Annotated in this window: 23 protein-coding genes; 9 read left to right on the top strand and 14 right to left on the bottom strand. The window is 70.9% G+C overall.

What is annotated here, in order from left to right; genetic code table 11:
- The first annotated feature begins 24 nt into the window (after positions 1-24).
- On the top strand, positions 25-963 hold the full coding sequence (locus ABZ272_RS27120) for a hypothetical protein (RefSeq protein WP_355052748.1): 939 nt from the start codon (positions 25-27) through the stop codon (positions 961-963).
- A 7-nt stretch (positions 964-970) separates the two neighbouring features.
- Here the strand turns inward: ABZ272_RS27120 and murD are convergent, their stop codons facing one another.
- Positions 971-2317 carry a UDP-N-acetylmuramoyl-L-alanine--D-glutamate ligase gene (gene murD / locus ABZ272_RS27115; RefSeq protein WP_355052747.1) on the bottom strand — a complete coding sequence of 449 codons (1347 nt, stop codon included), beginning with the start codon at positions 2315-2317 and terminating at the stop codon, positions 971-973.
- A gap of 81 nt (positions 2318-2398) precedes the next feature.
- Here murD and ABZ272_RS27110 point away from each other — a divergent pair, with 81 nt between their 5' ends.
- The gene (locus ABZ272_RS27110) at positions 2399-3748 is read left to right on the top strand and encodes a hypothetical protein (RefSeq protein WP_355052746.1); all 1350 of its coding nucleotides are present in this window, start codon (positions 2399-2401) and stop codon (positions 3746-3748) included.
- Between the two features lie 78 nt (positions 3749-3826).
- Here the strand turns inward: ABZ272_RS27110 and ABZ272_RS27105 are convergent, their stop codons facing one another.
- Positions 3827-5098, bottom strand: a complete 1272-nt coding sequence (locus ABZ272_RS27105) for a hypothetical protein (RefSeq protein WP_355052745.1) — start codon at positions 5096-5098, stop codon at positions 3827-3829.
- An 80-nt stretch (positions 5099-5178) separates the two neighbouring features.
- On the opposite strand from ABZ272_RS27105, the gene ABZ272_RS27100 reads away from it, so the two are divergent.
- A complete protein-coding gene (locus tag ABZ272_RS27100; RefSeq protein WP_355052744.1) occupies positions 5179-5400 on the top strand; it encodes a hypothetical protein in 222 nt (73 codons plus the stop codon).
- A 57-nt stretch (positions 5401-5457) separates the two neighbouring features.
- Here ABZ272_RS27100 and ABZ272_RS27095 read toward each other — a convergent pair whose 3' ends face one another.
- The 4 genes from ABZ272_RS27095 to ABZ272_RS27080 form a co-directional block, all read right to left on the bottom strand.
- Positions 5458-6651 (bottom strand): hypothetical protein, encoded by a 1194-nt coding sequence (locus tag ABZ272_RS27095; protein ID WP_355052743.1) that lies wholly within the window; start codon positions 6649-6651, stop codon positions 5458-5460.
- Positions 6652-6841: 190 nt separating this feature from the next.
- Complete coding sequence (locus ABZ272_RS27090) at positions 6842-8524, bottom strand: PucR family transcriptional regulator ligand-binding domain-containing protein (RefSeq protein ID WP_355052742.1); 1683 nt, start codon at positions 8522-8524, stop codon at positions 6842-6844.
- A gap of 43 nt (positions 8525-8567) precedes the next feature.
- Positions 8568-10019: an argininosuccinate synthase gene (gene argG, locus ABZ272_RS27085; RefSeq protein WP_355052741.1), complete on the bottom strand. Its 1452-nt coding sequence runs from the start codon at positions 10017-10019 to the stop codon at positions 8568-8570.
- Positions 10020-10047: 28 nt separating this feature from the next.
- Positions 10048-10860, bottom strand: a complete 813-nt coding sequence (locus ABZ272_RS27080; RefSeq protein WP_355052740.1) for an RNA methyltransferase — start codon at positions 10858-10860, stop codon at positions 10048-10050.
- Positions 10861-10980: 120 nt separating this feature from the next.
- Here ABZ272_RS27080 and ABZ272_RS27075 point away from each other — a divergent pair, with 120 nt between their 5' ends.
- The 4 genes from ABZ272_RS27075 (at position 10981) to ABZ272_RS27060 (ending at position 14738) form a co-directional block, all read left to right on the top strand.
- Entirely contained in the window at positions 10981-12828 is a 1848-nt protein-coding gene (locus tag ABZ272_RS27075) for a thiamine pyrophosphate-requiring protein (RefSeq protein ID WP_355052739.1), read from the top strand.
- A gap of 87 nt (positions 12829-12915) precedes the next feature.
- The gene (locus tag ABZ272_RS27070) at positions 12916-13791 is read left to right on the top strand and encodes an N-acyl homoserine lactonase family protein (protein WP_355052738.1); all 876 of its coding nucleotides are present in this window, start codon (positions 12916-12918) and stop codon (positions 13789-13791) included.
- Positions 13788-14261, top strand: coding sequence for a MarR family transcriptional regulator (locus tag ABZ272_RS27065; protein ID WP_355052737.1), 474 nt, complete (start codon positions 13788-13790; stop codon positions 14259-14261). The genes ABZ272_RS27070 and ABZ272_RS27065 overlap by 4 nt, the downstream gene beginning before the upstream one ends.
- A 36-nt stretch (positions 14262-14297) precedes the next feature.
- The gene (locus ABZ272_RS27060) at positions 14298-14738 is read left to right on the top strand and encodes an SRPBCC family protein (RefSeq protein ID WP_355052736.1); all 441 of its coding nucleotides are present in this window, start codon (positions 14298-14300) and stop codon (positions 14736-14738) included.
- 42 nt (positions 14739-14780) lie between these two features.
- Here ABZ272_RS27060 and ABZ272_RS27055 read toward each other — a convergent pair whose 3' ends face one another.
- The 4 genes from ABZ272_RS27055 to ABZ272_RS27040 all read right to left on the bottom strand — a co-directional run bounded on the left by ABZ272_RS27055 (position 14781) and on the right by ABZ272_RS27040 (position 19725).
- Positions 14781-16979 (bottom strand): transglycosylase domain-containing protein, encoded by a 2199-nt coding sequence (locus ABZ272_RS27055; protein WP_355052735.1) that lies wholly within the window; start codon positions 16977-16979, stop codon positions 14781-14783.
- A gap of 198 nt (positions 16980-17177) precedes the next feature.
- Entirely contained in the window at positions 17178-17948 is a 771-nt protein-coding gene (locus tag ABZ272_RS27050) for a hypothetical protein (protein ID WP_355052734.1), read from the bottom strand.
- Between the two features lie 191 nt (positions 17949-18139).
- The gene (locus tag ABZ272_RS27045; RefSeq protein ID WP_355052733.1) at positions 18140-19246 is read right to left on the bottom strand and encodes an SPFH domain-containing protein; all 1107 of its coding nucleotides are present in this window, start codon (positions 19244-19246) and stop codon (positions 18140-18142) included.
- A 5-nt stretch (positions 19247-19251) separates the two neighbouring features.
- The gene (locus tag ABZ272_RS27040) at positions 19252-19725 is read right to left on the bottom strand and encodes an NfeD family protein (protein WP_355052732.1); all 474 of its coding nucleotides are present in this window, start codon (positions 19723-19725) and stop codon (positions 19252-19254) included.
- A 98-nt stretch (positions 19726-19823) separates the two neighbouring features.
- Here ABZ272_RS27040 and ABZ272_RS27035 point away from each other — a divergent pair, with 98 nt between their 5' ends.
- Entirely contained in the window at positions 19824-21125 is a 1302-nt protein-coding gene (locus ABZ272_RS27035) for a serine hydrolase domain-containing protein (RefSeq protein WP_355052731.1), read from the top strand.
- 51 nt (positions 21126-21176) lie between these two features.
- On the opposite strand, the gene ABZ272_RS27030 is transcribed toward ABZ272_RS27035, so the two are convergent.
- Positions 21177-21989, bottom strand: a complete 813-nt coding sequence (locus ABZ272_RS27030; protein ID WP_355052730.1) for a DUF3097 domain-containing protein — start codon at positions 21987-21989, stop codon at positions 21177-21179.
- Positions 21990-22328: 339 nt separating this feature from the next.
- On the opposite strand from ABZ272_RS27030, the gene ABZ272_RS27025 reads away from it, so the two are divergent.
- Complete coding sequence (locus ABZ272_RS27025) at positions 22329-23123, top strand: hypothetical protein (protein ID WP_355052729.1); 795 nt, start codon at positions 22329-22331, stop codon at positions 23121-23123.
- Positions 23124-23286: 163 nt separating this feature from the next.
- Here ABZ272_RS27025 and ABZ272_RS27020 read toward each other — a convergent pair whose 3' ends face one another.
- The 3 genes from ABZ272_RS27020 to fabI all read right to left on the bottom strand — a co-directional run bounded on the left by ABZ272_RS27020 (position 23287) and on the right by fabI (position 26004).
- A complete protein-coding gene (locus ABZ272_RS27020) occupies positions 23287-24066 on the bottom strand; it encodes an HAD-IIA family hydrolase (protein ID WP_355052728.1) in 780 nt (259 codons plus the stop codon).
- A complete protein-coding gene (locus tag ABZ272_RS27015; RefSeq protein WP_355052727.1) occupies positions 24059-25111 on the bottom strand; it encodes a ferrochelatase in 1053 nt (350 codons plus the stop codon). Before ABZ272_RS27015 ends, ABZ272_RS27020 begins: the two co-directional genes overlap by 8 nt.
- Before the next feature lie 125 nt (positions 25112-25236).
- The gene (fabI, locus tag ABZ272_RS27010) at positions 25237-26004 is read right to left on the bottom strand and encodes an enoyl-ACP reductase FabI (protein ID WP_355052726.1); all 768 of its coding nucleotides are present in this window, start codon (positions 26002-26004) and stop codon (positions 25237-25239) included.
- Positions 26005-26024 lie beyond the last annotated feature (20 nt).

The raw sequence follows: 26024 nt of genomic DNA, 5'->3' as shown, positions 1-26024 counted from the left end.
CAGCCGGCCGGTAGCATCCGGCAGGTGCAGGAGACGCAGACAGGTACGGTCACCCAGCGGATCGAGGCCTGGGTGTGCTCCACCGCGCTGCGCGGCCTGGTCGGGCACTTCGGCGGCGACTGGCCGGCCGGCGACCTCGCCGAGGCGCTGCGGTACCTGGACGACTTCTCCGCCCGCCACTGGGACTTCCGGGGCGGGCGGGAACGACCCGACGCGCGCGAACCGGACCTCGATCCGGCCACCGCGATGCGGGTCATCGACACGGCCGCCGCGCTCGGGCTCGTCCACCCGGTATTGCCGGCCCGGTCGGCGTACGCCCATCTGGTCGTACTGGGCGGGCTGGCGCACGCGTGCGTGCGGCGCGTCGGGTACGCGGCGCACCTGCTTCGCGCCGGCCTGACGGTACGGGGTGAGGTTGCCGTGCTGGGCAGCTTCCGACCGCTGTCCGAGTGGGAACGGGCCACCCTCGCCGACGCTGGTCTTCCGGCCGACGAGACCGAGGTGGACGTGCTGGACACCGCCGTCCGGCGGGTGTTCGAGGTAGCCGCGCCGGCGGAGCAGGCCGGCGTGGACGCCGGACACCCGCACCACTCCTGGTCGTCGCGGACCTACCTACCGGCGGGACTGCCACCGGTACGGGTGCTGGCCGCGCCGTCCAGCGAACCGGACCGGCGGCGGGCACACACCGCCGACACCCAACGGTTCTGGGCCGGGCACGCGCGACTCGCCCCGGGTGACGAGGTGCTGATGGTCACCGCGCCCATCTACGTGCCGTTCCAGCACTGCGACGCGCTGCGCACCCTGGCCGTGCCCTACGGCTGCCACATCGACACGGTCGGGGTGGATCCGGCGGTGGCCGATCCGGCGGTGCTGCCCGAGCAGACCCTCACACCGGGCCGCTACCTCCAGGAGATCCGCTCGGCGATCCGCTCGATGCGCGCCCTGCACGAAACCCTGGGCTGAGCTGTGCTCAGCCGGCGGTGTCGCGGACGGCCTGGGCGAAGACCTCGGAGCGGTGCTCGAAGTTGCGGAACCGGCCGTAGCTCGGGGCGGCCGGCGACAGCAGCACCACTCCGCCGGCCGGGGTGACCTCCCGGGACAGCCGCACCGCGTCCACCAGGTCGTCGACCAGTTCCGTGCGCACCTTCGGCAGGTTGGCCAGCGCCTCGACGATCCGCGCGCCGCTGTCCGGGATACCGATGACGGTCAGCTCGCGCTCGGCCAGGTGCTCGGCCAACGGGGTGTAGTCCAGCCCCCGGTCGTTGCCGCCGACGATCACCGTCAAGGGGCGCCCGTCGTACGCGTCGATGGCGTGCATGGCCGCGTACGGGCTGGTGGCCAGCGTGTCGTCGACGAAGGTCAACCCGGACGGGTCGGTGATCTCGGTGAGCCGGTGGGCCAGCCCCTGGAACTCGGCGACGGCGACGGCGAGGTGGTCCTTGGCGGCCACCACGTCGACACCGAGCGCGTCGAGCACGGCGAGCGCGACGCAGAGGTTGCCCTCGTTGTGCCGGCCCACCAGCGGCAGCACGGCACGCGGGAAGAGTGGGTGGTCACCGAGGTGGAACCAGGGCGTACCGTCCGCGCCGGTGGCGACGTGGGTGGTGTCCGGCCGGCCGGCCCGGGTCGCGGGCAGGTCACCCAGCTCGGTGGCGAGCCGCGGGTCTCCGCCGTTGACCACGATCGTCTCCGGGTCGTGGGCGAGCAGGTTGAGCTTGTCGCGGTAGTACTCCCGCTCGCCGCCGTGCGCGTCCAGGTGCTCGGGGAACAGCGCGGTGACCACGGCGACCCGGGGCGAGTCGGTGAGGTCGCTGCACTGGTAGCTGGACAGCTCCAACACGTACAGCTCGGCGTCCGGCAGGTCGAGCGTGGGCACCCCGATGTTGCCGCCGAAGACGTTGGGTCGGCCCATCGCGGTGAGCAGGTGGCTGATCAGGCTGGAGGTGGTGCTCTTGCCCTTGCTGCCGGTGACCCCGACGGTGCGGGCGGCGTGGTCGGCCATCCACAGGGCGGTGCCCTGGGTCACCGGGACGCCACGTCGCCGCAGCTCGACCAGCCACGGATGGGTCTGCGGCACCCCGGGCGAGCGGACCACCACGTCGGCGGCGGTCAGCCGGGCGAACCCCGCCTCGCCGGTCACCAGGGGAGCCGCCTCGGCCAGCGGACCGTCCCACGGCAGCGACAGGAAGTTGGCGCTGTCGTCGACGGCGACCAGCTCGGCGGGGCCGTGCGCCGCGATGGCGGTCACAGCGGCCCGGCCCTCCCGACCGGTGCCCCAGACGGCGACGGTACGTCCGCGCAGGTCAGACAGGCGCACGGGGCTCTCCTCGGGGTCACGGCGGCGGCTGGCGGGGCCCGGTCCGGACACGGCCGGACGAACCAGGGCCTAGTATGGCGTGTGCCCAACGAGCAGCTCCGGCGGATGGACGCCTTCACCTTCCCGTCCTACTCGATCGACTTCGCCACCGGCGAGGTGTTGTTCGACTACGCGCTGACCGGCCCGGACGGTGACCAGCGGTTCACCGAGGTGATCACCCTCCCGCTGCCGGCGGAGCCGCCGTCCGACGAGACGGTGGCGGCCCTCAACCGGGTGCTGGAGGTGCTGCACCTCGTCGCCGGGGTCAGCTACTACAAGGCCGCCGCGCCGCCCCGACTGGTGCTACCGGCGCCGCTGGGCGCGGCCACCGTCGACTACGTCACGGCCGTCTACACCAAGGGCCTCGCCGAGTACGCGTACCGCAACGAGTTGCCGTACGTGCTGGAACTGCGTCCGGAGGTGCCGTCCGGTGACGTGACGCCCGCCCGGGTGTACGACAACTCCGACCGTCGCCCGCTCTCGGCCGTCGGCGGCGGCAAGGACTCGATAGTGAGCTTGGAGGCGCTGCGCCGCGCCGAGTTGGACCCGGTGCCGTTCTCGGTGAACCCGAACCACGTGATCGTCGCGGTGAACGAGGCGTCCGGGCTGACCCCGCTCGCCGCCCGCCGCCGGATCGACCCGGTGCTGTTCGACCTGAACGCCAGCGGGGCGTTGAACGGCCACATCCCGGTCACCGCCATCAACTCCCTGATCGCGGTGGCGACGGCCGTCCTGCACGGACTGGGCCCGGTGGTGATGTCCAACGAGCGCTCCGCGTCCGATCCGAACCTGATCTGGAACGGTCACGAGATCAACCACCAGTGGTCCAAGGGCGTGGAGGCCGAAGGGCTGCTGCGGGGCGCGCTGGCCGAGCACGCCGGGCTCACCGAGCCGTACTTCTCCCTGCTGCGATCGCTGTCCGAGCTGCACATCGCCCGGCTGTTCGCCGAGTTCACCCGGTACGACGACGTGGTGACCAGCTGCAACGCCGCCTTCAAGCTGCGCGACGCCTCCGAGCGCTGGTGCCGGAACTGCCCGAAGTGCCGGTTCGTCTTCCTGGCCATGGCGCCGTTCATGCCCCGGGAGCGGGTCACCCACATCTTCGGCGGGGACATGCTCGCCGACCCGGACCAGATCCCCGGCTACCGGGAGCTGCTGGGCGTGGACGGGCACAAGCCGTTCGAGTGCGTGGGCGAGGTCGAGGAGTCGGTGGTGGCCCTCGGCCTGCTCGCCGAGCAGGACCAGTGGCGCGACGCCCCGGTGATCCGAGCCCTGGTGGACGCCGTCCCCACCACCGCCTGGTCGGCCGTGGCGACGACTGACGTCTTCACCCCCGGCGGCCCCAACCACATCCCCCCGACCTACGCCAAAGCCCTAACCTCCCTCGCCTGACCGCCGCGGTAATGACGACGTGGGCGTCGCCGGAGGCGATGTCCAGGACGGGTGACCCGGCGGCGAGCGTGGCGTGGTTCACGCTCGCGGAGACCTACGGTTGTCTGGTGCCCGCGAGTAGGCGATGGGTGGCGGGTTCCCGCTGTTGTCATAGCCGCCACCAGGGGCCGGGCCAGCCGCCGTGGTCAGGTGGGCGGCGTTCGCATCGAATGGCTGGAACGTCTCGAAATCGGTGCCCGCGTACTGCACATGACCCATCCGACCAGGATCCTGCCCCTCATACCCACCCGAGTACGCACCGACCTGGTAATCCTCCTGCAGCGCGGCATAACCCGCGTAGGAATACACCCCACCGGCCGACGGCTGCACCGAACCCATCACCGCCTGCGGGACCGACTCCCACCCGGCGCCCCCGTACTGCCCCCCACAACCAGGCTCATACCCCATCCCACCCGGCGCCTGCGCCCTATACTGCCCCGGAACGACGCCCGCACCATCAGAGAACTGCGCCGACGACCCACCACCCCCACCCGTGTCGGCAGGACGGTGAGTTGCTTGACTCGCCGCGACCGCCTTCCCCCAGGCCCCGACCGCGCCGTACTCCTCCAACAGGGCCCGGACATATTCGGGACACCCCTTGGGAACACCACGTCGACGGAAGTCTTTGAGGTCACGACCGAGGTGGACGGTCGTGCTACCGGCTTCGAAGATGTGCCTAGTCGGAGGGACCGCCACGAGCCTTTTTTTCGAATCTGCGTAAAAGTCTTCCAATGCTTGCGCAAATGCGCGCCATTCATTGTCACTCTTCTTCTTTGGACCGCTCTTCGCCATCGCTTTCGCCGAGCTTCCGATTGCCCCGCACTCCCGCAAGAACTTCCTAGTGTCCGCGGGCATGCTTTTGGGAACATCCGCACCCTCCCGCCTCCAGTGAGCAAGGTCTCGTCCGAGGTGCACCATGATTCCGTTACTGGCTTGCGCTTCGAACTTTGTCGAGGGGAGTTCGGACATCTTCTTGCCGGCATCCGCATAGTATTTTCGGGCCACCTCGTCGAATGCCGCCCATTCAGCAGCACCCTTCCTTTGGCGGGAGGGCACGATCGCTCTCGCCAAACTTCCGATCGCTCCGCACTCCTCCAGGAACTTCTTGGTGGCTGCGGGCATCCCCTTGGGGACCGTCCCCGGCCCGCGCATCCAATTTTGGAGGTCTCGTCCGAGGTGTACCACAACCCCGTTACTGGCCTGGCGCTCGTACATCTGGGTGGGGATTTCTAGCACATTTTCGGTGCCATCTGCGTAGAACTCTCGCGCCACCTCGTCGAACGCCGCCCACTCCTCTGCGGTCTTCCTCATACGCTGCGGCACGAGACGCCCTCTCTTCTTCAATAGGTTTGCACTGATATAACTGAAGTGTGCGGCAAGGGTAGGTCAACGTGGTCGTTGCCAATCAGGCCGTCATTCCTCGTCCGGAGTTGGCCAGCGGGCGGATTCAACGTCGACTCGCCCGGACGGGTAACCCGGCGGTCGGTTCCTGGCCGTGGCGGGCCGCGCCGGCCACCGCCTGGTCCGCAGTGGCAATGTCGGGGGTCTTCACCCCCAGCGGCCCCAACCACATTCCCCCGACCTACGCCGAAGCCCTGATCTCCCTCACCTGAAGACGACGTTTGCAACGAAGGCGGATTTCCTCCTATGGCCAAGCCACTGCCGGGCGATTATGGTCGCGGCGGTCTGCGAGTTCCCGGCCGCCAGGAATAGTTGGTGGGCGGCGGGTTGCCGCCATTGTCGTAGGCGTCAGGCCCGGGTGGGTTGGTGGTGGTGAGGTAGGCGACTCCCATGTCGATTGGCTGGAAGTTCTCCCACTGAGTGCCCGGATATTGTCTCGTATAACCGATCGGAGTAGCGGACCGGGCAGGAAGTTCCGCCGGGTTCTGGGTCGAATAGGTGCCGCCGTCGTAGTAGCTCTCGGATTGCGCGGATCCCTCGCCGTAGGAGTGCGTGTACATGGCGGCGTTGCCGGTCGGTTCGCATGGAGGGTTGGTGGTGGTGAGGGTGGTCGCATCCATGCTAATTGGCTGGAAGTTCTCCCACTGAGTGCCCGGATATTGTCTCGTATAACCGATCGGAGTAGCGGACCGGGCAGGAAGTTCCGCCGGGTTCTGGGTCGAATAGGTGCCATCGCCGTAGTAGTTCTCGGGGGGCGCCGGGTCGCTGCCGTAGGAGGAGCGCATATGCATGCCCGCCACGCTGGAGAGATGCTCTGAAGGCTCGGCTAGGGCCCCGCCAGATGCGGCCATTCGAACACGCTCCCGCGCCTGGTACACGGCACCGGGATGCTGGCTGGCAGCGATCGCTCTCCCCCAGTCGCCGATCGCCCCGTACTCCTCCATGAGCTTCATGATGTCCTCGGGACAATCCCTGGGAACACCACAACGAGGGTCACGATAGTCAGACAGGTTCCGTCCGAGACGGACTTCGATGCCGTCAACCACCTGGGTGTACGACTTTGCAGGTACGACCGTGAACCTCTTACCCTCATCTTCGTAGAACCTTGTCAACGCAATCTTGAATGCCCTCCACTCTGCACTGGTCTTCGATCTACCCCGGCCAATTTGGCTGGCGGCCACCGCAATTGACCAATCGCCGATCGCTCCGTATTCCTCCATGAGCTTCTTGATGTCCTCAGGACAACCCCGGGGAACGCCCTCCCTCCGCCAACGCCTGAGATCATCTCCGAGATTCACCTGGATCCCGTTGGAGTAGGCCACGTGAGTCTGCTTGGGTACGACCGTCAGCCTCTTGGTCTCATCTTCGTAAAATTTGTTCAAAACATCCTTGAACGCTTCCCATTCTTCCCTGGTCCTCTTTTTCCTCTTCCCCATTTGTGCCGCCTCTCGCTGCGCTTTCACCGATTGGAACCTGTTGGACTCGGTGCGACTTCGGCTGCTGCACACCGGTCCGGGTTGCCGGTCACCCGGGGCGTGCACCCCCCTCAGCCGTGGTGACCGGCTGATCGTCCCTACGGGTCGCGGGTGTCTCCGGTTCGAGCTCGCCGCGGATAAAGTGCGACGTCGATGTCGGAAGGTGATGAAAACTTCGTCAGGGGGTGCGGACCGCTTCCAGGGCCAGCAGGGCCACGTGCAGGGAGAGGCTGGCCTCTACCGAGTCGAGGTCCACGTCGAGGATGCGGGCTATCCGGGCCAGGCGTTCGTAGAAGGCCGGCCGGGACAGGTGCGCGGCGGCCGCGCCGGCGGACTTGTTGCGCCCCTGCTCCAGGTACGCGCGCAGGGTGTCGAGGAGCCGCTCCCGGGGGTGCTGGGCGTCGTACTCCAGGAGCGGGCCGAGTTCCCGCTCGACGAAGGTCTGGAGTCGGGGCTCGTCGCGCAGCAGGTGCAGCAGGCCGGCCAGACCCACGTGCGGCAGCCGGAATACCGGCAGGTCACGCCGGTCCCGCCGGGCGGCCTCGGCGATCTGCCGCGCCTCGACGAGCGACCGCCGGGCCTCGCGCAGACTGTTCACCCCGGATCCGGCGGCCACGATCACCCCGGCGGAGGCGTTCGACGCGGTCCGGCCCGTGGCGGCGTCGAGGCGTACCCGACGAAGGGCCTCGGCGAACGCGGACAGTGCGCGGTCCTCGGCGGCCGGGTCGGTCAGGGCCAGCAGCGCGCCCACCGAGTTGTCGTCGACGGCGCTGGTCAGTGCCGTCAGTTTGGCCTCCCGCAGCGCCTGGCCGACGGCCTCGGAGAGGTCGCGTAGCCGGGCCTGGCCGGCTTCGGGGCCGCCGTCGACGGCGGAATCGTCGGCTCGGTGGCGGACCAGCACGCCGACGAGGTGCCGACGGTCCAGCGTCACGCCGAGCGCCTTGGCGCGCAGCGCCACCTCGTCGACCGGCCGGGAGTGGTCGAGCAGGGCGGTGAGCAGGGTGCGGTGGAGCTGTCGTTCCAGCCCTTCGGCGTCGCGGCGGATCAACCGGCCCAGCGCGAGGGTGGACGCGGCCCGCTCGACGAGGATGTTCAGCCGATTGGGGGGAGCGTCGGTGGGCGCGTCGCCGCTCGCCGGCCAGCGCAGCAGCAGCCGTCCCCAGTCCTGGCCCCGCGCGCCGACGACGGTCACCAGCCAGCCGCTGTCCGGGTCGTACGCGGTCCGCCCGACCGGACGGACGCGCCGGGAGTGCTGCTCCCAGCCGTCCAGCAGCAGCTCCGCGCTCTCCCCCGCCGGGTCGTACCCGAGAACCTGCCGGGACAGGTTCTCCAGCACGACCGGGCACCCGGACAACTCGGCGGCCTGTCGGATCACCTCGGCGGCGTCGGCGCCCTCGACGGAGAGGTCGGTGAACCGCTGGTGGATCTCCTCGGCGGCACGCAGCTCGGTGAGCTGCGCGTCGACGATCAGCGCGTGCACCGCCTCGGTGATCCGCACGAACGGGGTGGCCCGGCGCAGCTCGACCAGGGGTAGGCCGCGTCGTTCGGCGGCGGCGGTCATCACCCGGGGTACGCCGGTGACGTAGCGGCGGCCCAGTTCGACGACGAGTCCGGAGACACCCACGTCGGCGAGGTCGCCGATGAATGCGCGCAGTCCCGCGTCGTCGGCCGGCAGGCCGATGCCGGTGGTCAACACCAGCTCGCCGCCGCCGAGGAGGGTGGCGATGTCCGGGACCTCGGCGACGTGCACCCAGCGGACCGGCCGGTCCAGCCCGGCGTCCCCGGCGACCACGCGCGGGGCGCCGTGGCGGACCGGGTCCAGGGTCAGGATCTCACGGACGGTAGGGAACACGGCCGACACGCTACCGTCCGTGACCCCGGGCTTCGACCGGCCGGGTACCGGATCAGTCCGTGCCGAACTCCATGGCCGCCCGGTCGAGCGCCTCGTCCGCGGCGGTGGCGACGCCTCGGGAGGCGATGGCTTCCGCGCCGCCCTCCGGCATCGCGCCGATCAGTCCGGTGGAGGCTGCCTGCGCGGCCCCGATCATCCGCTCGCTTCCCGCGCCACCGACCATGCCGAGGGAGGCGTACTGCTCCAGCTTCGCCCGGGAGTCGGCGATGTCGAGGTTGCGCATGGTGAGCTGGCCGATGCGGTCCGACGGGCCGAAGGCCGAGTCCTCGGTGCGCTCCATCGACAGCTTGTCCGGGTGGTAGCTGAACGCGGGGCCGGTGGTGTCGAGGATCGAGTAGTCCTCGCCCCGGCGCAGCCGCAACGTCACCTCACCGCTGACCGCCGTGCCGACCCAGCGCTGCAACGACTCGCGCAGCATCAGCGCCTGCGGGTCCAGCCAGCGACCCTCGTACATCAGGCGGCCGAGGCGACGACCCTCGCTGTGGTAGTTGGCCAGGGTGTCCTCGTTGTGGATGGCGTTGACCAGCCGCTCGTACGCGATGTGCAGCAGCGCCATCCCGGGCGCCTCGTAGATGCCCCGGCTCTTGGCCTCGATGATCCGGTTCTCGATCTGGTCGGACATGCCCAGGCCGTGCCGGCCGCCGATGGCGTTGGCCTCCAGCACCAGGTCGACGGCGCTGCCGAACTCCTTGCCGTTGATCGTCACGGGACGGCCCTGGTCGAAGCCGATCGTGACGTCCTCGGTCGGGATCTCCACCGACGGGTCCCAGAACTTCACGCCCATGATCGGGCTGACCGTCTCGATGCCGGTGTCGAGGTGCTCCAGGGTCTTCGCCTCGTGCGTGGCGCCCCAGATGTTGGCGTCGGTGGAGTACGCCTTCTCGGTGCTGTCCCGGTAGGGCAGGCCGCGCTCGAGCAGCCACTCGGACATCTCCTTGCGCCCACCCAGCTCGGTGACGAAGTCGGTGTCCAGCCACGGCTTGTAGATGCGCAGCATCGGGTTGGCCAGCAGGCCGTAGCGGTAGAACCGCTCGATGTCGTTGCCCTTGAAGGTCGAGCCGTCGCCCCAGATCTGGACGTCGTCGGCGATCATCGCGCGGACCAGCAGGGTGCCGGTCACCGCCCGACCCAGCGGGGTGGTGTTGAAGTACGAGCGTCCGCCCGAGCGGATGTGGAAGGCGCCGCAGGTCAGCGCGGCGAGGCCCTCCTCGACCAGGGCGGCGCGGCAGTCGACGAGTCGGGCGACCTCGGCGCCGTAGCTGAGCGCACGGCCGGGGACCGAGCCGATGTCGGGCTCGTCGTACTGGCCGATGTCGGCGGTGTACGCGCAGGGGACGGCGCCCTTGTCGCGCATCCACGCGACCGCGACCGAGGTGTCGAGGCCGCCGGAGAAGGCGATGCCGACACGTTCGCCGATGGGCAGGGAGGTGAGAACCTTGGACACGGGGAAGATTATTCAACAAGACGCATGGTCATGCAAGCGGATCGCCGCGTCCCAGTTCCCAGAAGGCCACCGCCGCCGCCGCGGCGACGTTCAACGAGTCCACTCCGCGCCGCATCGGCAGGACCACCCGCACGTCGCTGGCCGCCTGCGCCGCCGCCGTCAGGCCGGGCCCCTCGGCGCCCAGCAGCAGCGCCGCCCGCTCGCGCTGCGCCGGCGTCAACCGCTGCATGGGTACGGCGTCCGGCGCGGGCGTCATGGCGAGGACGGTGAACCCCGCCGCGCGTGCCTCGTCGAGGCCGGCCGGCCAGCGGTCGAGCTTGGCGTACGGCAGCGCGAAGACCTCCCCCATGCTCACCCGCACGCTGCGCCGGTAGAGCGGGTCGGCGCAGGACGGCGACAGCAGCACCGCGTCGACGCCCAACGCGGCGGCCCCCCGGAAGATCGCGCCCAGGTTCGTGTGGTTGTTGACGTCCTCGAGGATCACCACCCGGCGCGCGCCGGCGAGCACCTCGGCCGCCGTCGGCAACGGACGGCGGTGGAAGGACGCCAGCACTCCCCGGTGTACGTGGAAGCCGGTGGCCTTCTCCAGCACGTCCTGGGTGGCGGCGTAGACGGGCGCGTCGCCGGTGTCCAGGTCGGCCAGCTGGTCGACGCGCTTGGCGTCGATCAGGTACGACCGGGCCGGATAGCCGGCACGTAGCGCCCGGCGCAGCACCAGCTCGCCCTCGGCGATGAACAGGCCGTGCGGAGGCTCCCAGCGGGTGCGCAGCTCGACGTCGGTAAGCGCGCGGTAGTCGGCGATCCGGTCGTCGTCGGGGTCGGTGATCTGGTGGACGGGCACCCGACGATTCTGCCGGACGCCCGGCTGCCACCCCGACGTCCGCCCGGCGGGGGGTGTTTTGCCCGGTCGAGAAGGGGAACGACCGGTGGGATACCGGACGCCACGGGAAGGACCAGCCAGGTGAGCGCAGAGCACACGGCACCGGCCGAAGGGGGCACCCTGCCCCGCCGTCCGACCGTCGCGGACCACATCGTCTCCCGTTTGTTCAGTTGGGGCGTACGCCGGTACTTCGGCTATCCGGGAGACGGCATCAACGGCATCACCTCCGCCCTGCAACGCACCAACGAGCGCGCGCAGTTCATCCAGGTACGGCACGAGGAGACCGCCGGGTTCGCCGCGTCCGCCCACGTCAAGTACGGCGGCGGGCCGCTGGGCTGCGCGCTGGTGACCAGCGGCCCCGGTGCCATCCACCTGCTCAACGGCCTGTACGACGCCAAGCTCGACCACCAACCCGTGGTCGCCCTGCTCGGGCACACGGCGGTCACCGCCGAGGGCGGCGGCTACTACCAGGAGGTCGACCTGCTGGCCCTGTACAAGGACGTGGCGGCGGCCTTCCTGGCCCAGCTCGACCACCCCGCGCAGGTACGCCACCTCGTCGACCGGGCGTGCCGCACGGCGCTGTCCCGGCGCACCGTCACCGCGCTGGTGCTCCCCTCGGACATTCAGGACGAGCCGGCCGTCGTGGATCCCCCGCACGCGCACGGCTACTACCACACCAGCAACGTGCCGAGCAGTACGCCGACCGTCCCGCCGACGGCCGACCTGCGCCGCGCCGCCGAGGTGCTGCGCGGTGGCGAGCGGGTGGCCATGCTGGTCGGTCAGGGCGCGCTCGGGGCCGAGGCCGAGGTACGCGAGATCGCCCATCGGCTCGGCGCGGGGGTGGCCACCGCGCTGCTCGGCTTCGCCACCGTCGATCATCGCGAGCCGTGGGTGACCGGCGCGATCGGGCTGCTCGGGACCCGGCCGAGTTGGCAGCTCATGACCGGCTGCGACCGGCTGCTGATCGTGGGCAGCAACATGCCGTACTCGGAGTTCTACCCGCCGCCCGGCCAGGCCCGCGCGGTGCAGATCGACCTGGACGGCACCCAGCTCGGCCTGCGGTACCCGACCGAGGTGAACCTGACCGGCGACGCCCGCCCCACCCTGCGGGCGCTGCTGGACGAGCTGGGCCCCGGCCCCGGGCCGACCGCCTGGCGGGCGGAGATCGCCGAGGCCACCTCGGCGTGGCGACGCGCCCAGCGCGACCTGGCCGGGCAGAGCGCCGACCCGGTCAACCCGCAACTGCTGTTCAGCACTCTCAGCGATCGGCTGCCCGACGACGCGATGCTCGCCGTGGACTGCGGCACGGCGACCGCCTGGTACGCCCGGCACGTGCAGGTCCGGCCCGGGATGCTGGCCAGCCTCTCCGGCACGCTGCTGTCCATGGGCGGCGCGATGCCGTACGCGCTGAGCGCCAAGTTCGCCCACCCGGACCGGCCGCTGATCGCGATGATCGGCGACGGGGCCATGCAGATGAACGGCGTCAACGAGCTGATCACGGTGGCGAAGTACTGGCGCGGCTGGACCGACCCACGGTTCGTGGTGCTGGTGCTCAACAACCGGGACCTGGCGTTCGTCAGCTGGGAGCAGCGCTCCAGCGAGGGCACGCCGATGTTCCCGGACAGCCAACAGCTCCCGGACATCGGCTACCACCAGTGGGCCGAGGTGCTCGGGTTGCGCGGTGAGCTGGTCGACTCGCCGGATCAGGTCCCGGGTGTCTGGGACCGGGCGCTCGCCGCCGACCGTCCGGTGGTCATCAACGCGCTGGTCGACCCGGCCGAACTGATGCTGCCGCCGCACTTCACCGCCGAGCAGGCCCGCAAGACCGCGGCGGCGGTCCTGCGCGGCGACACCGACTGGGCCGGCATCATCCGGCGCGGCCTACCCGCGACGATCGCCAGCTACCGCCCCCGCCGCCGCGAACGCTGACGGCGCGACACCGCTTGACACCGGGGCTCCACAGTTGTCCAATTCATGTCGCGACATGCATGTCGCGACATGAAAAGGAGTACCCCGATGAACCCGATCAAGCGCGTCGCCGTCGTCAGCACGGGCACCGTCCGGATCCGTCCGGAGCACGTCGAGACGAACGGCACTCCACTGCTGTGGTGGCTCAACACGTCACGCCGGTGGACCGACCCCCTCCCGATCAACGTGTACGTGATCGAGCACGACAAAGGGCTGGTGCTGTTCGACACCGGCCAGGACCGGCGCTCGGTCACCGACCCGGGATACTTCCCCGGCGGCCCGGCCGGACACATCTACCGCCGACTCGCCACCTTCGACGTGCCTGCGGGCGCGACCCTGACCGACCGCCTCCGCGAGCAGGGCTACGACATCGCCGACGTGCGCGTGGCCGTCCTCTCGCACCTGCACCAGGACCACATCGGCGGCCTTCGGGAACTGCCCGGATCGGCGCGGATCCTCGTCCACGCCGCCGAATTGGCCGAGGTCGACAGGAGGTTCGCGGCCTTCGCCGGTCTGCTGCGGGAGCACATCCACGTGCCGGGCGTCAGCTTCACGGCCGTCACGCCGCAGCGGCTCGACGATCCGTCGATCGCGCCGTTCACCCACGTCCACGACGTCATGGGTGACGGTTCCCTGCTCCTGCTGCCCACCCCCGGGCACACGCCCGGATCGATGTCGCTGCTGCTGCGCGGCCAGGGGATGCCGCCCATGTTGTTCGTCGGCGACGTCACCTACGACGTGCGGCGGCTCGCTGCCGACCGCGTCCCCGGAGTCGGCGACGCCGCCCGGCTGCACGAGGTCACCAGGCGGGTCAACGCGCTGGCCGCCCGCTACCCGGGCATGCCGATTCTCGCCGCACACGATCCCGCGGCGGCCGGGCTTCTGGCCGGCGCGCTGGCGGAACACGGCACCATACCGGTGTGAGAACAGCCGAACAGCTCCGCTACCTCATCCTCGCGGCACAACGAGAAGGCAATCGTCAGCTCACAGTGCTGCTGTCCGCGATCGGCCTCACGCCGGCGCAGTCCGAGGCACTGCGCATCATCGCGGACCACGAACCGCTGGCACTCCGGGAACTCGGCGACATGCTCGTCTGCGACACCGGCACCAGTCCCAGCCGCATCGTCGACCGACTCGTCGCCGCCGGCCTCGTGGAGAGAACCAGTAGTCAACACGACCGGCGGCAGGTCACGCTCACGCTCACCGCGGCGGGCCAGGACAAGGCCCTGCGCGTCGTAGAGATCGAGAACCAGCTGTACGACCTGCTCGACCATGCCACCGCGGGCACGGACGTGGGCGCCTTCATCGCGTTCCTGGACGGGTTCACCCGACAGTCCCCCGCCGGAACCGCCCTCGCGAACCGCCTCGCCGCCGAGAAGAAACAACCCGACTGAACCGTCGCCGAGTGCGACACGCCCGAAGGAAACAGCATGAGCTTCCAGCTAGCCCTCGACATCAAGGCCCCCGCAGCGCAGGTGTTCGACTTCGTCGCCGACCTCACCACCATGCCGAGGTGGTATTCGGCGGTGCGACGCGTGGAGCGTGTCGAGGGCACCCACGGCCTCGGGATCCGCTACCACGTGTATCGGGACCTCCCCGGCGGGCCGGCCCGCAACGACGTCTCGATCACCACGTACGCGGCGGGTGACGAGGTCACCTTCACCTCGGTGAGCGGGCCGACCCCGTTCACCTACCGCTACCTCGTCCGACCGTCGGGCGGCATGACGACACTCGTCCTCGAGGGCACGATCAGCGCCTCCGGGCTCAGCGGACCGGCGGCACTCCTCGGACCGTTCGCCGAGAAACTCTTCAGCGGCGGGATGCGCGACAACCTCGGCACGCTCAAGCTGATCCTGGAGGCGGCCGGCTGAACGCCGTACCGACGTGAGGTTCCCTGCCGCCATAAGGGCCTGTCAGCCGCGGCGGTCGAGCCAGCGTTGCAGGGCCGAACGCGGGTCCTGGGTGGGCTGCTGCGGGCGGTCGGGGACGGCGGGGCGCTCTACCGGGCGGCGGGGGTCGCCGGCCAACTCCTTGCTGGGGGCGGTGAACGCCTTCTCCGGCTGGCCCTTCACAGCGGTGGCGATGACCCGCGCGACCGCGTCGATCACCTTGCTCTGCACCGCCGAACCCACCGAGTCGGCCGGGTCGTCGGGGTTGGCCGCAATGCCCGCGACGGCCACCTGCGGGGTGAAGCCGACGAACGTCTCGGTGGCGTTCTCCTCCGAGCTACCCGTCTTACCGGCCACCGACCGGCCGTCGAGGATGTCGTTCACACCGGTGGCGGTGCCGCCGTTGCACTGCCCGAGCGCCGACTGCTGGCCCACGGGGCAGCGGGCCGCGTCGGTCGCGGCGCGCGCCACGTCGGCGTCGAGGACCTTTTTGCAGGACGGCTCGCCGACCGGCACCTTCGTGCCCTTCGCGTCCGTCACCGAGACCACCGGCACCGGCGTGCAGTAGGTGCCCTCGGCGGCCACCGTGGCGTACGCGTTGGCCAGGTCGAGGGGGGTGGTGGCGGCCACACCGAGGGTGAACGATCCCCAGTTCGCGGCGTTGTTCTTGGCGAAGGCGGCGTCGGTGTCGGCGCGGAACGTGATGCCGAGCCGCTGCGCCATCTCGACCACCTTGTCCTGGCCCACCTGCTCGGCCAGCCACACGAAGTAGGTGTTCACCGAACGGCCGAAGCCGTCCCACATCATCCGGTACCCGTCCATCCACGCCGGGTTGGCGTTCGCCGGGCACCACTTGCCGTCACAACTGCCCGGCCCCTCGGCCGGGTACCGGGTGGGCAGCTTGGCCGGGGCGTCGAACCCGGTGGAGAGGGTACGGCCCGACTCCAGCGCGGCGAGCATGGTGAACAGCTTGAACGTCGAACCCGCCTGGTACCCGTCGACGCTGGCCCCACCGGAGATCAGCGGGTTGACCGTGTTGGGGTAGTTGGCCTGCCCGGCCGGATTGTCGGCGAGGCTGTAGTGCCGGTTGACCGCCATGGCGAGCACCCGACCCGTGCCGGGCTGGACGGCCGCGATCGGCAGGGCCCGCTTGTTGTCGTACCCGTAGACCTTGGTGGCCTGCTGCTGCGCGGTGGCCTGGATCTTCGGGTCGAGCGACGAGACGACGGTGTAGCCGCCCGCGCGCAGGGCCTGCTCGCGCTCGGCGGGGGTGGCCCCGAAGGCCGGCTGGGTCAGCCACCACTGGCGCAGGTAGTCGCAGAAGTAGCCCCAGTCGTCGTGTCCCTGGGCGACGGCGGTGCAGCCGTTGGGCTGCGCGGTGGGGTGCAGCGCCAGCGGCTCGGCCTTGGCCTGCGCCGCCTGCGCGGCGGTGATCGCCCCGGTGGCGACCATCGAGTCCAGCACGTACGACCGGCGGGCGAGGGCCTGGTCCTTGTCGCCGCTGATCGGGCTGTACGCGTCCGGGGACTGCACCAGACCGGCGAGCAGCGCCGACTCGGCGAGGGTCAACTGCGCCGGGGGCTTGCCGAAGTAGCGCTGGCTGGCCGCCGCGATCCCGTACGCGCCGGAGCCGAAGTAGGCGATGTTCAGGTACCGGCCCAGGATCTCGTCCTTGCCGAGGCTCTTGTCCAGCGCGCCCGCGTACCGGATCTCCTGGATCTTCCGACCGACGGTGGGGTCGGTGGCGGCGGCCCGCTCCTCGGCGGTGCGGGTGGGGTCGGTCTTGAGGACGTTACGGACGTACTGCATGGTCAGCGTCGAGCCGCCCTGCTCGGTGCCGCCGCCCTTGACGTTGGCGACCAGCGCCCGGGCCAGGCCCCGCAGGTCCGCGCCACCGTGGTCGTAGAACCGCCGGTCCTCGGCCGCCACGATCGCCTGCCGCATCACCGGGGCGACGTCCGCCAACGCCACGTCCGTCCGGTTGACGTCGTAGAACGTGGTGAGCAGCGTCTTGCCGTCGTTGGCGTAGAGGTAGGAGCGCTGCGGCGTCGCCGGGGTGCGCAGCGCGTCGGGCAGCGCGGCGTACGAGCTGAGCGCGGCACGCGCGGTGAACCCGACCAGCAGATTGCCCGGCAGCGCCGCGGCGGCCAGGACCAACCCGGCCAGCAGGCCGGTGAGCAGCACGGTGAACAGCCGCGACAGCGGCGAGCGGGGGGCGGCCATGCAACCCAGGATTGCCACAAATAACGCCAACCGACCACCCCCGAAGCCCAATTGTCAGCAACTTCACGGCACCCCACAACCAGCACGCCCGCGCCCCTCCACAGCGGTGATCAAGAGGTTTGCGTCAGATACGGGCCGATTCTTGACGCGAACCTCTTGATCACCGAGGCGGGGTGGGGTGGCGCTCGGTGGGGCGGGTTAGGAGGTTGGGGGGGTGGAGAGGCTGGCGTTGGCCGCGTCGTCGGCGGTTTGGCGGGGCATCAGGCGGCCGCTGCGGTAGCCGATGCCGATGCCGGCGATCAACACGAAGATCGCGCCGAAGGTCTGGAGCGACCCGATCAGGGCGCCGCCGAGGCCGAGCAGCGGCGCGGCGATGATCAGCATGACCCCGTCGCCGAGGCTGAAGGTGCCCGAGCGGGACACCGCCCACCCGGTGAGGAACCACCCCACGCTGTAGAACGTCGCGCCGAGCAGGACCAGCGACCGCGCGGTGGTGCCGAAGACCGGCGTCTGCTCCTCGAAGCCGGCGAACGGCAGCATCAGTACCGTGCCGGCGATGCTGACCAGCAGCCCGGCGGCGGCCACCCGGCGGCTGCGGGTCGCGGCCAGCAGGCCGGTGAGGGCCAGCAGCGCGAGCAGGCCGAGCCAGACCGCCGCCACCCAGCCGATCAGGTACACCGCCCGGCCGTCCGCCGGATACGGGTCGTTGCCCACCCCGCCGTCGCTGGCCATCGCCACCGCGCCGTAGAGGATGGCGTACGCGGGCAGCAGCCACACCGCGGCCCGGGCGAACCGGCGTACCGACCAGGCCCAACTGGCGTTCGTGGCGGGGGCGAGCGGAGTGGGCTCGCCGACGAATGGCAGTACGCCGAAGCCACCGCCACTGCGCCGGGAGCCCAGCGGCGCGACCGGATCGTGCGCGCCGGGTACGGGGGCCGAGGACCACATCCGATTCGCCGGATCCTTCATGCGTCACCTCGCTCGTCCACGAGCGGTGCGAGACGCGCCGGGGCGCCCCGATTGCCTGGTCACCACCCGTCCTAGGACCGATCGTGGCAGGCGTCGGAGCGCCCCATGAGTCTTTCTCGTATTTACCCGGCCGAACGCCGACGTTGGCTGCCCGCCGCCTCAGCGCCGCGCGAACGGCCGCGCGTGCCGGGTCAGCCGCGCTCGCGCTGGTCCGTCGGGTCGTTGACCAGACTGTCCGGGGTGACCGGCTCCGGCGCGGGCAGACCCTGCGGCTTGTTGCCGCCGGTGGCCTGCGCCTCGGCGACGCGTACCTCGTCGTGGATCTGCTGGGCGGCGGCGGCCGCGGCCTGCGCCGCCTCCGCGGCCTCGCGCTCGACCTGGCTCGCGTGGTCGGCGGCCTCCGGCGCGGGCAGATCCCCCACCATCTGGCTCAGCCCACCGAGCGCGCCACCCATACCCTCCAGGGCCTTGGTCAGCTCGGCCGGCACGATCCAGACCTTGTTGGCGCTGCCCTGGGCGATCTGCGGCAGCGCCTGCAGGTACTGGTACGCGAGGACCTTTTGGCTCGGGTTCGCCTGGTGGATCGCGTCGAACACCGTCCGGATCGCCTTCGCCTGCCCCTCGGCCTGCAGGATCCGCGCCTGCCGGTCACCATCGGCCCGCAGCACCGCGGACTGCTTCTCACCCTCGGCGGTGAGGATCTGCGACTGCTTGTGCCCCTCCGCAGTGAGGATCGCGGCGCGACGGTCCCGCTCGGCGCGCATCTGCTTCTCCATCGAGTCGCGGATGCTGGCCGGCGGCTCGATCGCCTTGATCTCGACCCGGGTCACCTTGATGCCCCAGCGGCCGGTCGTCTCGTCCAGCACCCCGGACAGGTGCCGGTTGATCTCGTCCCGGCTGGTCAGGGCCCGCTCCAGGTCGAGCGAGCCGATCACGTTGCGCAGCGTGGTCACCGTCAACTGCTCGATGGCCTGGAGGAAGCTGGAGATCTCGTACGTCGCCCGGACCGAGTCGACCACCTTGAAGTAGAGGACCGTGTCGATCGAGACCACCAGGTTGTCCGAGGTGATCACCGGCTGCGGCGGGAAGCTGACCACCTGCTCCCGCATGTCGACCTTGGTACGCACCGCGTCGATGAACGGCACCAGCAGGTTGAGGCCGGGGCTGAGGGTGCGCTTGTACTTTCCGAGCCGTTCCACCACGTCCTGGCGCTGCTGCGGCACGATCCGCACAGCCTTGGCCAGCGTTATCACGGCGATCAACGCCACCGCGATGATCAGCACCCCGACTATCGTCATCCCGTTCACCCTCTCGCTTCCGGCAGCTCGCCGGCGGAAGAAACATCGTCCTGCCACACCAGGGCGGTAGCGCCCCGGACCTTTATCACCCGAACCCGCTCACCGGGCTCGAAAGTCTGCGTCGTGTCGTACGGCCGGGCCGTCCACATCTCACCGTCGATCTTGACGAGGCCGTGGTCGGCGTCCACCCGCTCCAGCACCAGCGCCGTGGAGCCCTCGATCGCCTCCACGCCGAACGGCTGTTCGCCGCTCTCCAGCGCGGACCGGCTGTGCCGCTTGATCACCGGCCGGACCACGACCAGGCTCAGCGCGGACACCACGGCGAAGACCAACGCCTGCACGGCGACCGGCGCACCCAGGGCCGCAGCGCCCGCGGCGGCGAACGCGCCGACCCCGAACATGATCAGAAAGAGGGTCGTCGTGAAGATCTCGGCGACCGCCAGCACCACACCCAGAACGATCCACACCACCGCGTCCACACCACGATCGTGACACGCAAATGCTCGCGCAGCCTCTTCAGGAAGATCAGTAGGCTCGGCGAGACCCATCCGGCGGCGGCCCGACCCGAGGAGAACCGTTGACCCTGCTACCCGAGACCGCCCGACAGATCGACAACCAGGTCGCCCAGGCACAGGCCGCCGGCCACGTCCCGTCGCTGGTGCTGGGCGTGGTCCGCGACGGCGCGCTGGCACACCTGGCCGCTGCGGGCGAACACCCGCGCCCGGACGTCGACCTGCAGTACCGGGTGGGCTCGATCAGCAAGACGATGACCGCCACCCTGATCATGCAGTTGCGCGACGCCGGCCGACTGGCTCTCGACGACCGGCTGGAGCAGCACCTGCCGGACACCGGCCTCGGCGCGCTCACCCTGCGCCAACTCCTCGGGCACGCCAGCGGGATCCAACGCGAACCCGAGGGCGACTGGTGGGAGCGGAACGAGGGCGTCGACCTACCGACCCTGCTCGCCGGGGTCACCGCCGACAAGATCACTTACTCCCCGCACACCACGTACCACTACTCCAACCTGGCGTACGGGCTGCTCGGCGGGGTGCTCGAACGACTCACCGGGACGCCCTGGGCAGACCTGCTCGACCAACGCATCCTCACCCCGCTGGGCCTGCGCCGGACCACCTACGCGGCCACCGAGCCGTACGCCCGCGGCTACGTCGTCCACCCCTGGCACCACACGTTGCGGGAGGAGCCGCGCACCGACACCGGCGCGATGGCCCCGGCCGGGCAGCTCTGGTCGACGATCGAGGACCTGGGCCGCTGGGCCGCGTTCCTGGCCGAGCCCGACCCGTCGGTGCTGGCCGTCGACACGCTGACCGAGATGTGCGCCCCCGTGGTGATCAGCGACCTCGACTCCTGGACCGGCGGGCACGGTCTGGGGCTGGAGCTCTACCGCGACGGCGAGCGCGTGTACGTCGGGCACGGCGGCTCGATGCCCGGGTACGTGGCCGCCCTCGTGGTGCACCGGTCCAGCCGTACCGCAGTGGTCGGCTTCGCCAACTCGTACGGCTTCCCGATCACCGCACTCGGCCGTCGACTGTTGACCACCGTGCTGGACGCCGAGCCGGCGTTCGGCCAGCCGTGGCGGCCGGCCACCACCGCGCCCGCCGCCGACGTGGCCGAGCTGACCGGCCGCTGGTGGTGGATGGGCACCTCGCTGGACCTGAGCTGGGACGCGGGCGAGCTGGTGGCTCACGTACGCGGCGAGCGGGTGAGCCGGTTCACCGCCGAGGGGACGGACCGCTGGCGGGGACGCTCCGGCCCGGAGAACGGCGAGATCCTGTCGGTGCTACGCGACGACGACGGACGGGCGACGGCGATCGACATCGCCACCTTCGTCTTCACGCGTAGCCCGGACGAGGCCCCCTGACCCGCCGCCCGGCCCTGGGCGCCTGGCGGGCGGTCACGACGGACCAGGCGGTCAGGCGGGCTCGGTGACGAAGTCGATCAGACGCTCCATGGCGTTGATCAACGGAGTCTCGACGTCGGCGAAGCTGTTCACCCGGGACAGGATGTGCCGCCACATGTCGGCCGGCTCCGCCACCCCGAGAGCCGCGCAGACGCCCTCCTTCCACGGCCGCCCCGGGGGCACCACCGGCCAGGCCGCGATGCCCAGCGCCGCCGGCTTCACCGCCTGCCACACGTCGACGTACGGATGCCCGGTCACCAGCACGTACGGCGAGGTCACCCGGGCCACGATGCGGCTCTCCTTGCTGCCCGGCACGAGGTGGTCGACGAGCACACCCAGTCGTCGGGTCGGACCGGGGGCGAAGTCCCGCACCGCCGCGTCCAGGTCGTCGATGCCGTCCAGTGGCTCCACGACCACACCCTCGATCCGCAGGTCGTCGCCCCAGATGCGCTCGACCAGCGCGGCGTCGTGGATGCCCTCGACCCAGATCCGGCTGGCCTTGGCGACCTGGGCGCGGACGTTGTCCACCGCCACCGAACCGGACGCGGTCCGCCGGCGGGCCGCCGGCACCGGAGCGCGGGTCGGGCGGCGCAACGTCACCGGGCGGCCGTCGAGCAGGAACGCCGCCGGCAGCAGCGGGAAGTTGCGCCGTTTGCCGTGCCGGTCCTCCAACACCACCGCGCCGGCCTCGAAACCCACCACCGCTCCGCAGAAGCCGGAGTCGGCGTCCTCCACCACGAGATCCGCTTCGGCGTCCACCTCGGGGGTGACCTTCCGCCGCCGCCAGTCCCCCGCCAGCACGTCCTCGCCGTATCGCCCCGCCATGTAGATCACGCTAACCCGCCCTCCCCCACCCCCTCCCCCCGACACACCGCCACTCCCCACTCCCACCCCGCGTCGCGTCGTCCCGCCCCGCCCCGCCGTGTCGTGTCGTGTCGTGTCGTGTCGATCATGGAGTTGTGGTGGTGCACGAAGCACTACCAACCGCCAGCTATCAGGCACCACAGTTCCATGATCGACGCAATGAGGGGCGGGACCCCGGGGTGGGGCGTGGCAGGTGGGGCAGGGCGGCATGGGACGGGGCGAAGGGGGCAGTTCGGGGCAGGGAGGGCGGCCGGAGCGGCAGCCGAGACAGGGCCACCGATCACCACGTACCCTTTCGGCATGTCCACCCCCGCAACGGGCGCGGCCACGCTTGCGCCGCGCCGGTCGAGCCGGTTCGTTGCCTGGGTGCGCGCGTGGCGCGCTGGGTTGGTGCCGTACGACGAGGTCGCCGACGCCATCGCCGGCGACGAGGAACATCTCGTCGCGGACGCCCCGGGCACCTGGACCGACGTCCCGCTGGGTGCCGCGCTGCCCACCCTGGCCAAACTGTCGCCCGACGAGATCCGGCTGGTGCTGCCCGCGCCGGGTGACCCACGGGGTCTGCCCGGTCCCGGGGACTTCGCCGGAGCGGCGCTGGTGGCGGGCGAGGCGGTGGTGGCCGGTGGGCTGGGCCTGATCCCGCAGGTACGCAGCCACACCTCCGGCTCCGGGGACTGTTTCGAGACGGTGCTGTGGCGGGTCTACCCGCTGCCGGCCGACGCGCCGGCCGCCTCGCTGTCGCTGCCCGGGGCCGCCGAGGCCGAGGCCGAGTTGGCCGCCGCGCTGGCCGAGACGACCGCCGTGCTGACCCGGCTCGACGTGGCCCAGTGGCGGCCCGAGCTGGCCGGCGCGCTGGCCGCGCTGCGCCGCCCGGACGGCACCACCGACCTGCCACCCGGATTCGACCCGCGGGCCCGCCGGCTGTTCGCCCGGGCTGCGGTGCTCGACCGGGTGCTGGCGTTGGCCGGGCACGCCGCCCCGGGCGGCGCCATTAACAACTACGAGGCGCAGCAGCGCGACGCCGCGCTCCGCCCGCTCACGGCAGCCTGCCGCCAGGCCCTGGTAGCCGCCTGCAACGCCCCCCTACGCCCCTGACAACACCCCACCCCCGCGCCCCGCGCTGAGACGCCACACCCCCGACACCGCGCCGATCTTGCACTTTCTGCTGCGACCTAAAGGACGTAACGCCCCATAGCGGCGACAGTAAGTGCAAGATCGACGAGAGCGGGGCGCGCGGGGCGCGGGGCGGGGGGGCGGGTTACACCTCGTCGATCAGGTCGGCGACGGAGTTGACGATGCGGGACGGGCGGTACGGGTAGCGCTCGGCCTCGGTGCGGCTGCTGATACCGGTGAGCACCAGGATGGTCTCCAGCCCCGCCTCCAAACCGCAGAGGACGTCGGTGTCCATCCGGTCGCCGATCATCGCGGTGGTCTCCGAGTGCGCGTTGATCGTGTTCAGCGCCGACCGCATCATCATCGGGTTGGGCTTGCCGACGAAGTACGGCTCCACCCCGGTCGCCTTGGAGATCATGGCGGCCACCGAGCCGGCGGCCGGCAACGCCCCCTCGACGGACGGGCCGGTCACGTCCGGGTTGGTGCAGATGAACCGGGCCCCGTCGTTGATCAGCCGGATCGCCTTGGTGATCGCCTCGAAGCTGTAGGTGCGGGTCTCGCCGAGCACCACGTAGTCCGGGGCGAAGTCGGTGAGCACGTACCCGACGGCGTGCAGCGCGGTGGTCAACCCGGCCTCGCCGATGACGTACGCGGTGCCGCCCGGCCGTTGGTCGGCGAGGAACTGACCGGTGGCCAGCGCCGAGGACCAGATCGACTCCTCCGGCACGTCCAGCCCCATCCGGCTCAACCGGGCCGTCAGGTCGCGCGGGGTGTAGATCGAGTTGTTGGTCAGCACCAGGAACGGCTTGCCGGAGGCGCGCAGCCGGTTGACGAACTCCGGCGCTCCGGGCACCGGCTGGCCCTCGTGCACCAGCACGCCGTCCATGTCGGTGAGCCAGCTCTGCACAGGCTTGCGGTCATGCATCGGGGCCCCCAGCAGGCGTCGGTCGGCGGGTCGGTACACAGCAGACGGTGGGACAGGTGTCCCACCTGGGCAGATCCCCGAGGCGGCGGCGCAGCTGCGCGCCGTCCGGGTCGGTCCGTTCGGTGACCAGCTCCCGGACCATGGTGACGAAGCGCGGGTCGGTACCCGGGGTGCCGGCCCTCACGAAGTCGAGGCCGAGCTGCTTGGCGGTCTCCAGGGCCTCGGTGTCCAGGTCCCACACGACTTCCAGGTGGTCCGAGACGAACCCGATCGGGCTGACCACCACGCCGGTGACGCCGTCCTCGGCGAGCGCGTTGAGGTGGTCGTTGATGTCGGGCTCCAGCCACGGCACGTGCGGCGGGCCGGACCGGCTCTGCCACACCAGGTCGTACGCCAGGTCGGGGGCGGCGGCCGCGGCCACCAGGCGGGCGGTCTCGCGGAGCTGCGCCTCGTAGCGGCCGCCGTGCGGGCCGGCGTTGGCCGCCATCGAGGTGGGGATGGAGTGGGCGGTGAACACCAGTCGGGTGGTGGCCCGCTTCGCGGGGTCGAGCTGGGCGAGGGCGGCCCGGACCGCGTCGACGTGCGGCTCGACGAACCCGGGGTGGTCCCAGAACTGCCGCAGCTTCTCGATCACCGGCGCGTCGGGCCCGACGGCGGCGCGGGCGGCGGCGATGTCCTCCTGGTACTGCCGGCAGGACGAGTAGCCGCCGTACGCGCTGGTGACAAAGGCCAGCGCGCGGGTCACGCCGTCGTCGCGCATCTGGCTGACGGTGTCGGCGAGCATCGGGTCCCAGTTGCGGTTGCCCCAGTAGACGGGCAGGTCGACACCGTGCGCGGCGAAGTCGGCGCGGACGGCGGCGAGCAGGTCACGGCACTGCTGGTTGATCGGGGACACCCCGCCGAAGTGCTGATAGTGCTCGGCGACCTCGGCGAGCCGCTCGGGTGGCACCCCCCGGCCACGGGTCACGTTCTGCAGGAACGGCATCACGTCCTCGGGCCGTTCGGGCCCGCCGAAGGACACCAGCACCACCGCGTCGTACGCCATGGGGTCATTCTGGTACCTCGCCCCCGACGGCCCGGCGACGCCCCCTGCCGGCGCGGGCGGCCGACGCGTCAGGAAGGGCCCCCTGCTATACGGCAAGCGTTAACAGGGTGCCCTTCCTTGCGACGTCAGGCGCCGATGGCGTGGTAGCCGCCGTCGACGTGCACGATCTCGCCGGTCGTGGCCGGGAACCAGTCGGACAGCAGCGCCAGGCAGGCCCGCGCGGCGGGCTCCTGGTCGGTGAGGTTCCAGCCGAGCGGGGCGCGCTCGCTCCAGGCGGTCTCGAACTGGTCGAAGCCGGGGATCGACTTGGCGGCGATGGTGCGCAGCGGCCCGGCGGCGACCAGGTTGCTGCGGATGCCCTGCTTGCCCAGGTGCAGGGCCAGGTAGCGGGAGGCGGACTCCAGGCCGGCCTTGGCGACGCCCATCCAGTCGTAGACCGGCCACGCCTTGGTGGCGTCGAAGGTCAGACCGACCACCGCGCCGCCGGACGACATCAGCGGCAGCGCCGCCATCGCGAGGGACTTGTACGAGTAGGTCGACACGTGCAGGGCGGTCGCCACGTCCTCCCACGGCGCGTCGAGGAAGCCACCGCCGAGGCAGCTCTGCGGGGCGAAGCCGATCGAGTGCACCACGCCGTCGAGCCCGTCGACGTGCTCACGGACCCGGTCGGCGAGGCTGGCCAGGTGCTCGGCGTTGGTCACGTCGACCTCGATCACCGGCGCGGGCTCGGGCAGCCGCTTGGCGATCCGCTCGACCAGGGAGAGCCGGCCGAAGCCGGTGAGCACGACCTGAGCGCCGTTCTCCTGGGCGAGTTTCGCCACCGAGAAGGCGATCGAGGCGTCGGTGATGACACCGGTGACGAGCAGCCGCTTACCGGCGAGCAGTCCGGACATGCAGGGTTTCCTCCGTAGTC

This window comes from Micromonospora sp. NPDC005979 (assembly GCF_040614415.1).
Classification (GTDB): Bacteria; Actinomycetota; Actinomycetes; order Mycobacteriales; family Micromonosporaceae; genus Micromonospora.
This window is presented reverse-complemented; position numbering and strand designations above follow the sequence as displayed.

Coding starts and splice junctions, on each gene's coding strand:
- ABZ272_RS27030 (WP_355052730.1), bottom strand. CDS start 21,989: ATGGCGGGGCGATACGGCGAGGACGTGCTGGCGGGGGACTGGCGGCGG.
- ABZ272_RS27015 (WP_355052727.1), bottom strand. CDS start 25,111: ATGGCGTACGACGCGGTGGTGCTGGTGTCCTTCGGCGGGCCCGAACGG.
- ABZ272_RS27045 (WP_355052733.1), bottom strand. CDS start 19,246: ATGACGATAGTCGGGGTGCTGATCATCGCGGTGGCGTTGATCGCCGTG.
- fabI (WP_355052726.1), bottom strand. CDS start 26,004: ATGTCCGGACTGCTCGCCGGTAAGCGGCTGCTCGTCACCGGTGTCATC.
- ABZ272_RS27055 (WP_355052735.1), bottom strand. CDS start 16,979: ATGGCCGCCCCCCGCTCGCCGCTGTCGCGGCTGTTCACCGTGCTGCTC.
- ABZ272_RS27025 (WP_355052729.1), top strand. CDS start 22,329: ATGTCCACCCCCGCAACGGGCGCGGCCACGCTTGCGCCGCGCCGGTCG.
- ABZ272_RS27070 (WP_355052738.1), top strand. CDS start 12,916: ATGAACCCGATCAAGCGCGTCGCCGTCGTCAGCACGGGCACCGTCCGG.
- ABZ272_RS27020 (WP_355052728.1), bottom strand. CDS start 24,066: ATGCATGACCGCAAGCCTGTGCAGAGCTGGCTCACCGACATGGACGGC.
- ABZ272_RS27105 (WP_355052745.1), bottom strand. CDS start 5,098: ATGAGGAAGACCGCAGAGGAGTGGGCGGCGTTCGACGAGGTGGCGCGA.
- ABZ272_RS27060 (WP_355052736.1), top strand. CDS start 14,298: ATGAGCTTCCAGCTAGCCCTCGACATCAAGGCCCCCGCAGCGCAGGTG.
- ABZ272_RS27050 (WP_355052734.1), bottom strand. CDS start 17,948: ATGAAGGATCCGGCGAATCGGATGTGGTCCTCGGCCCCCGTACCCGGC.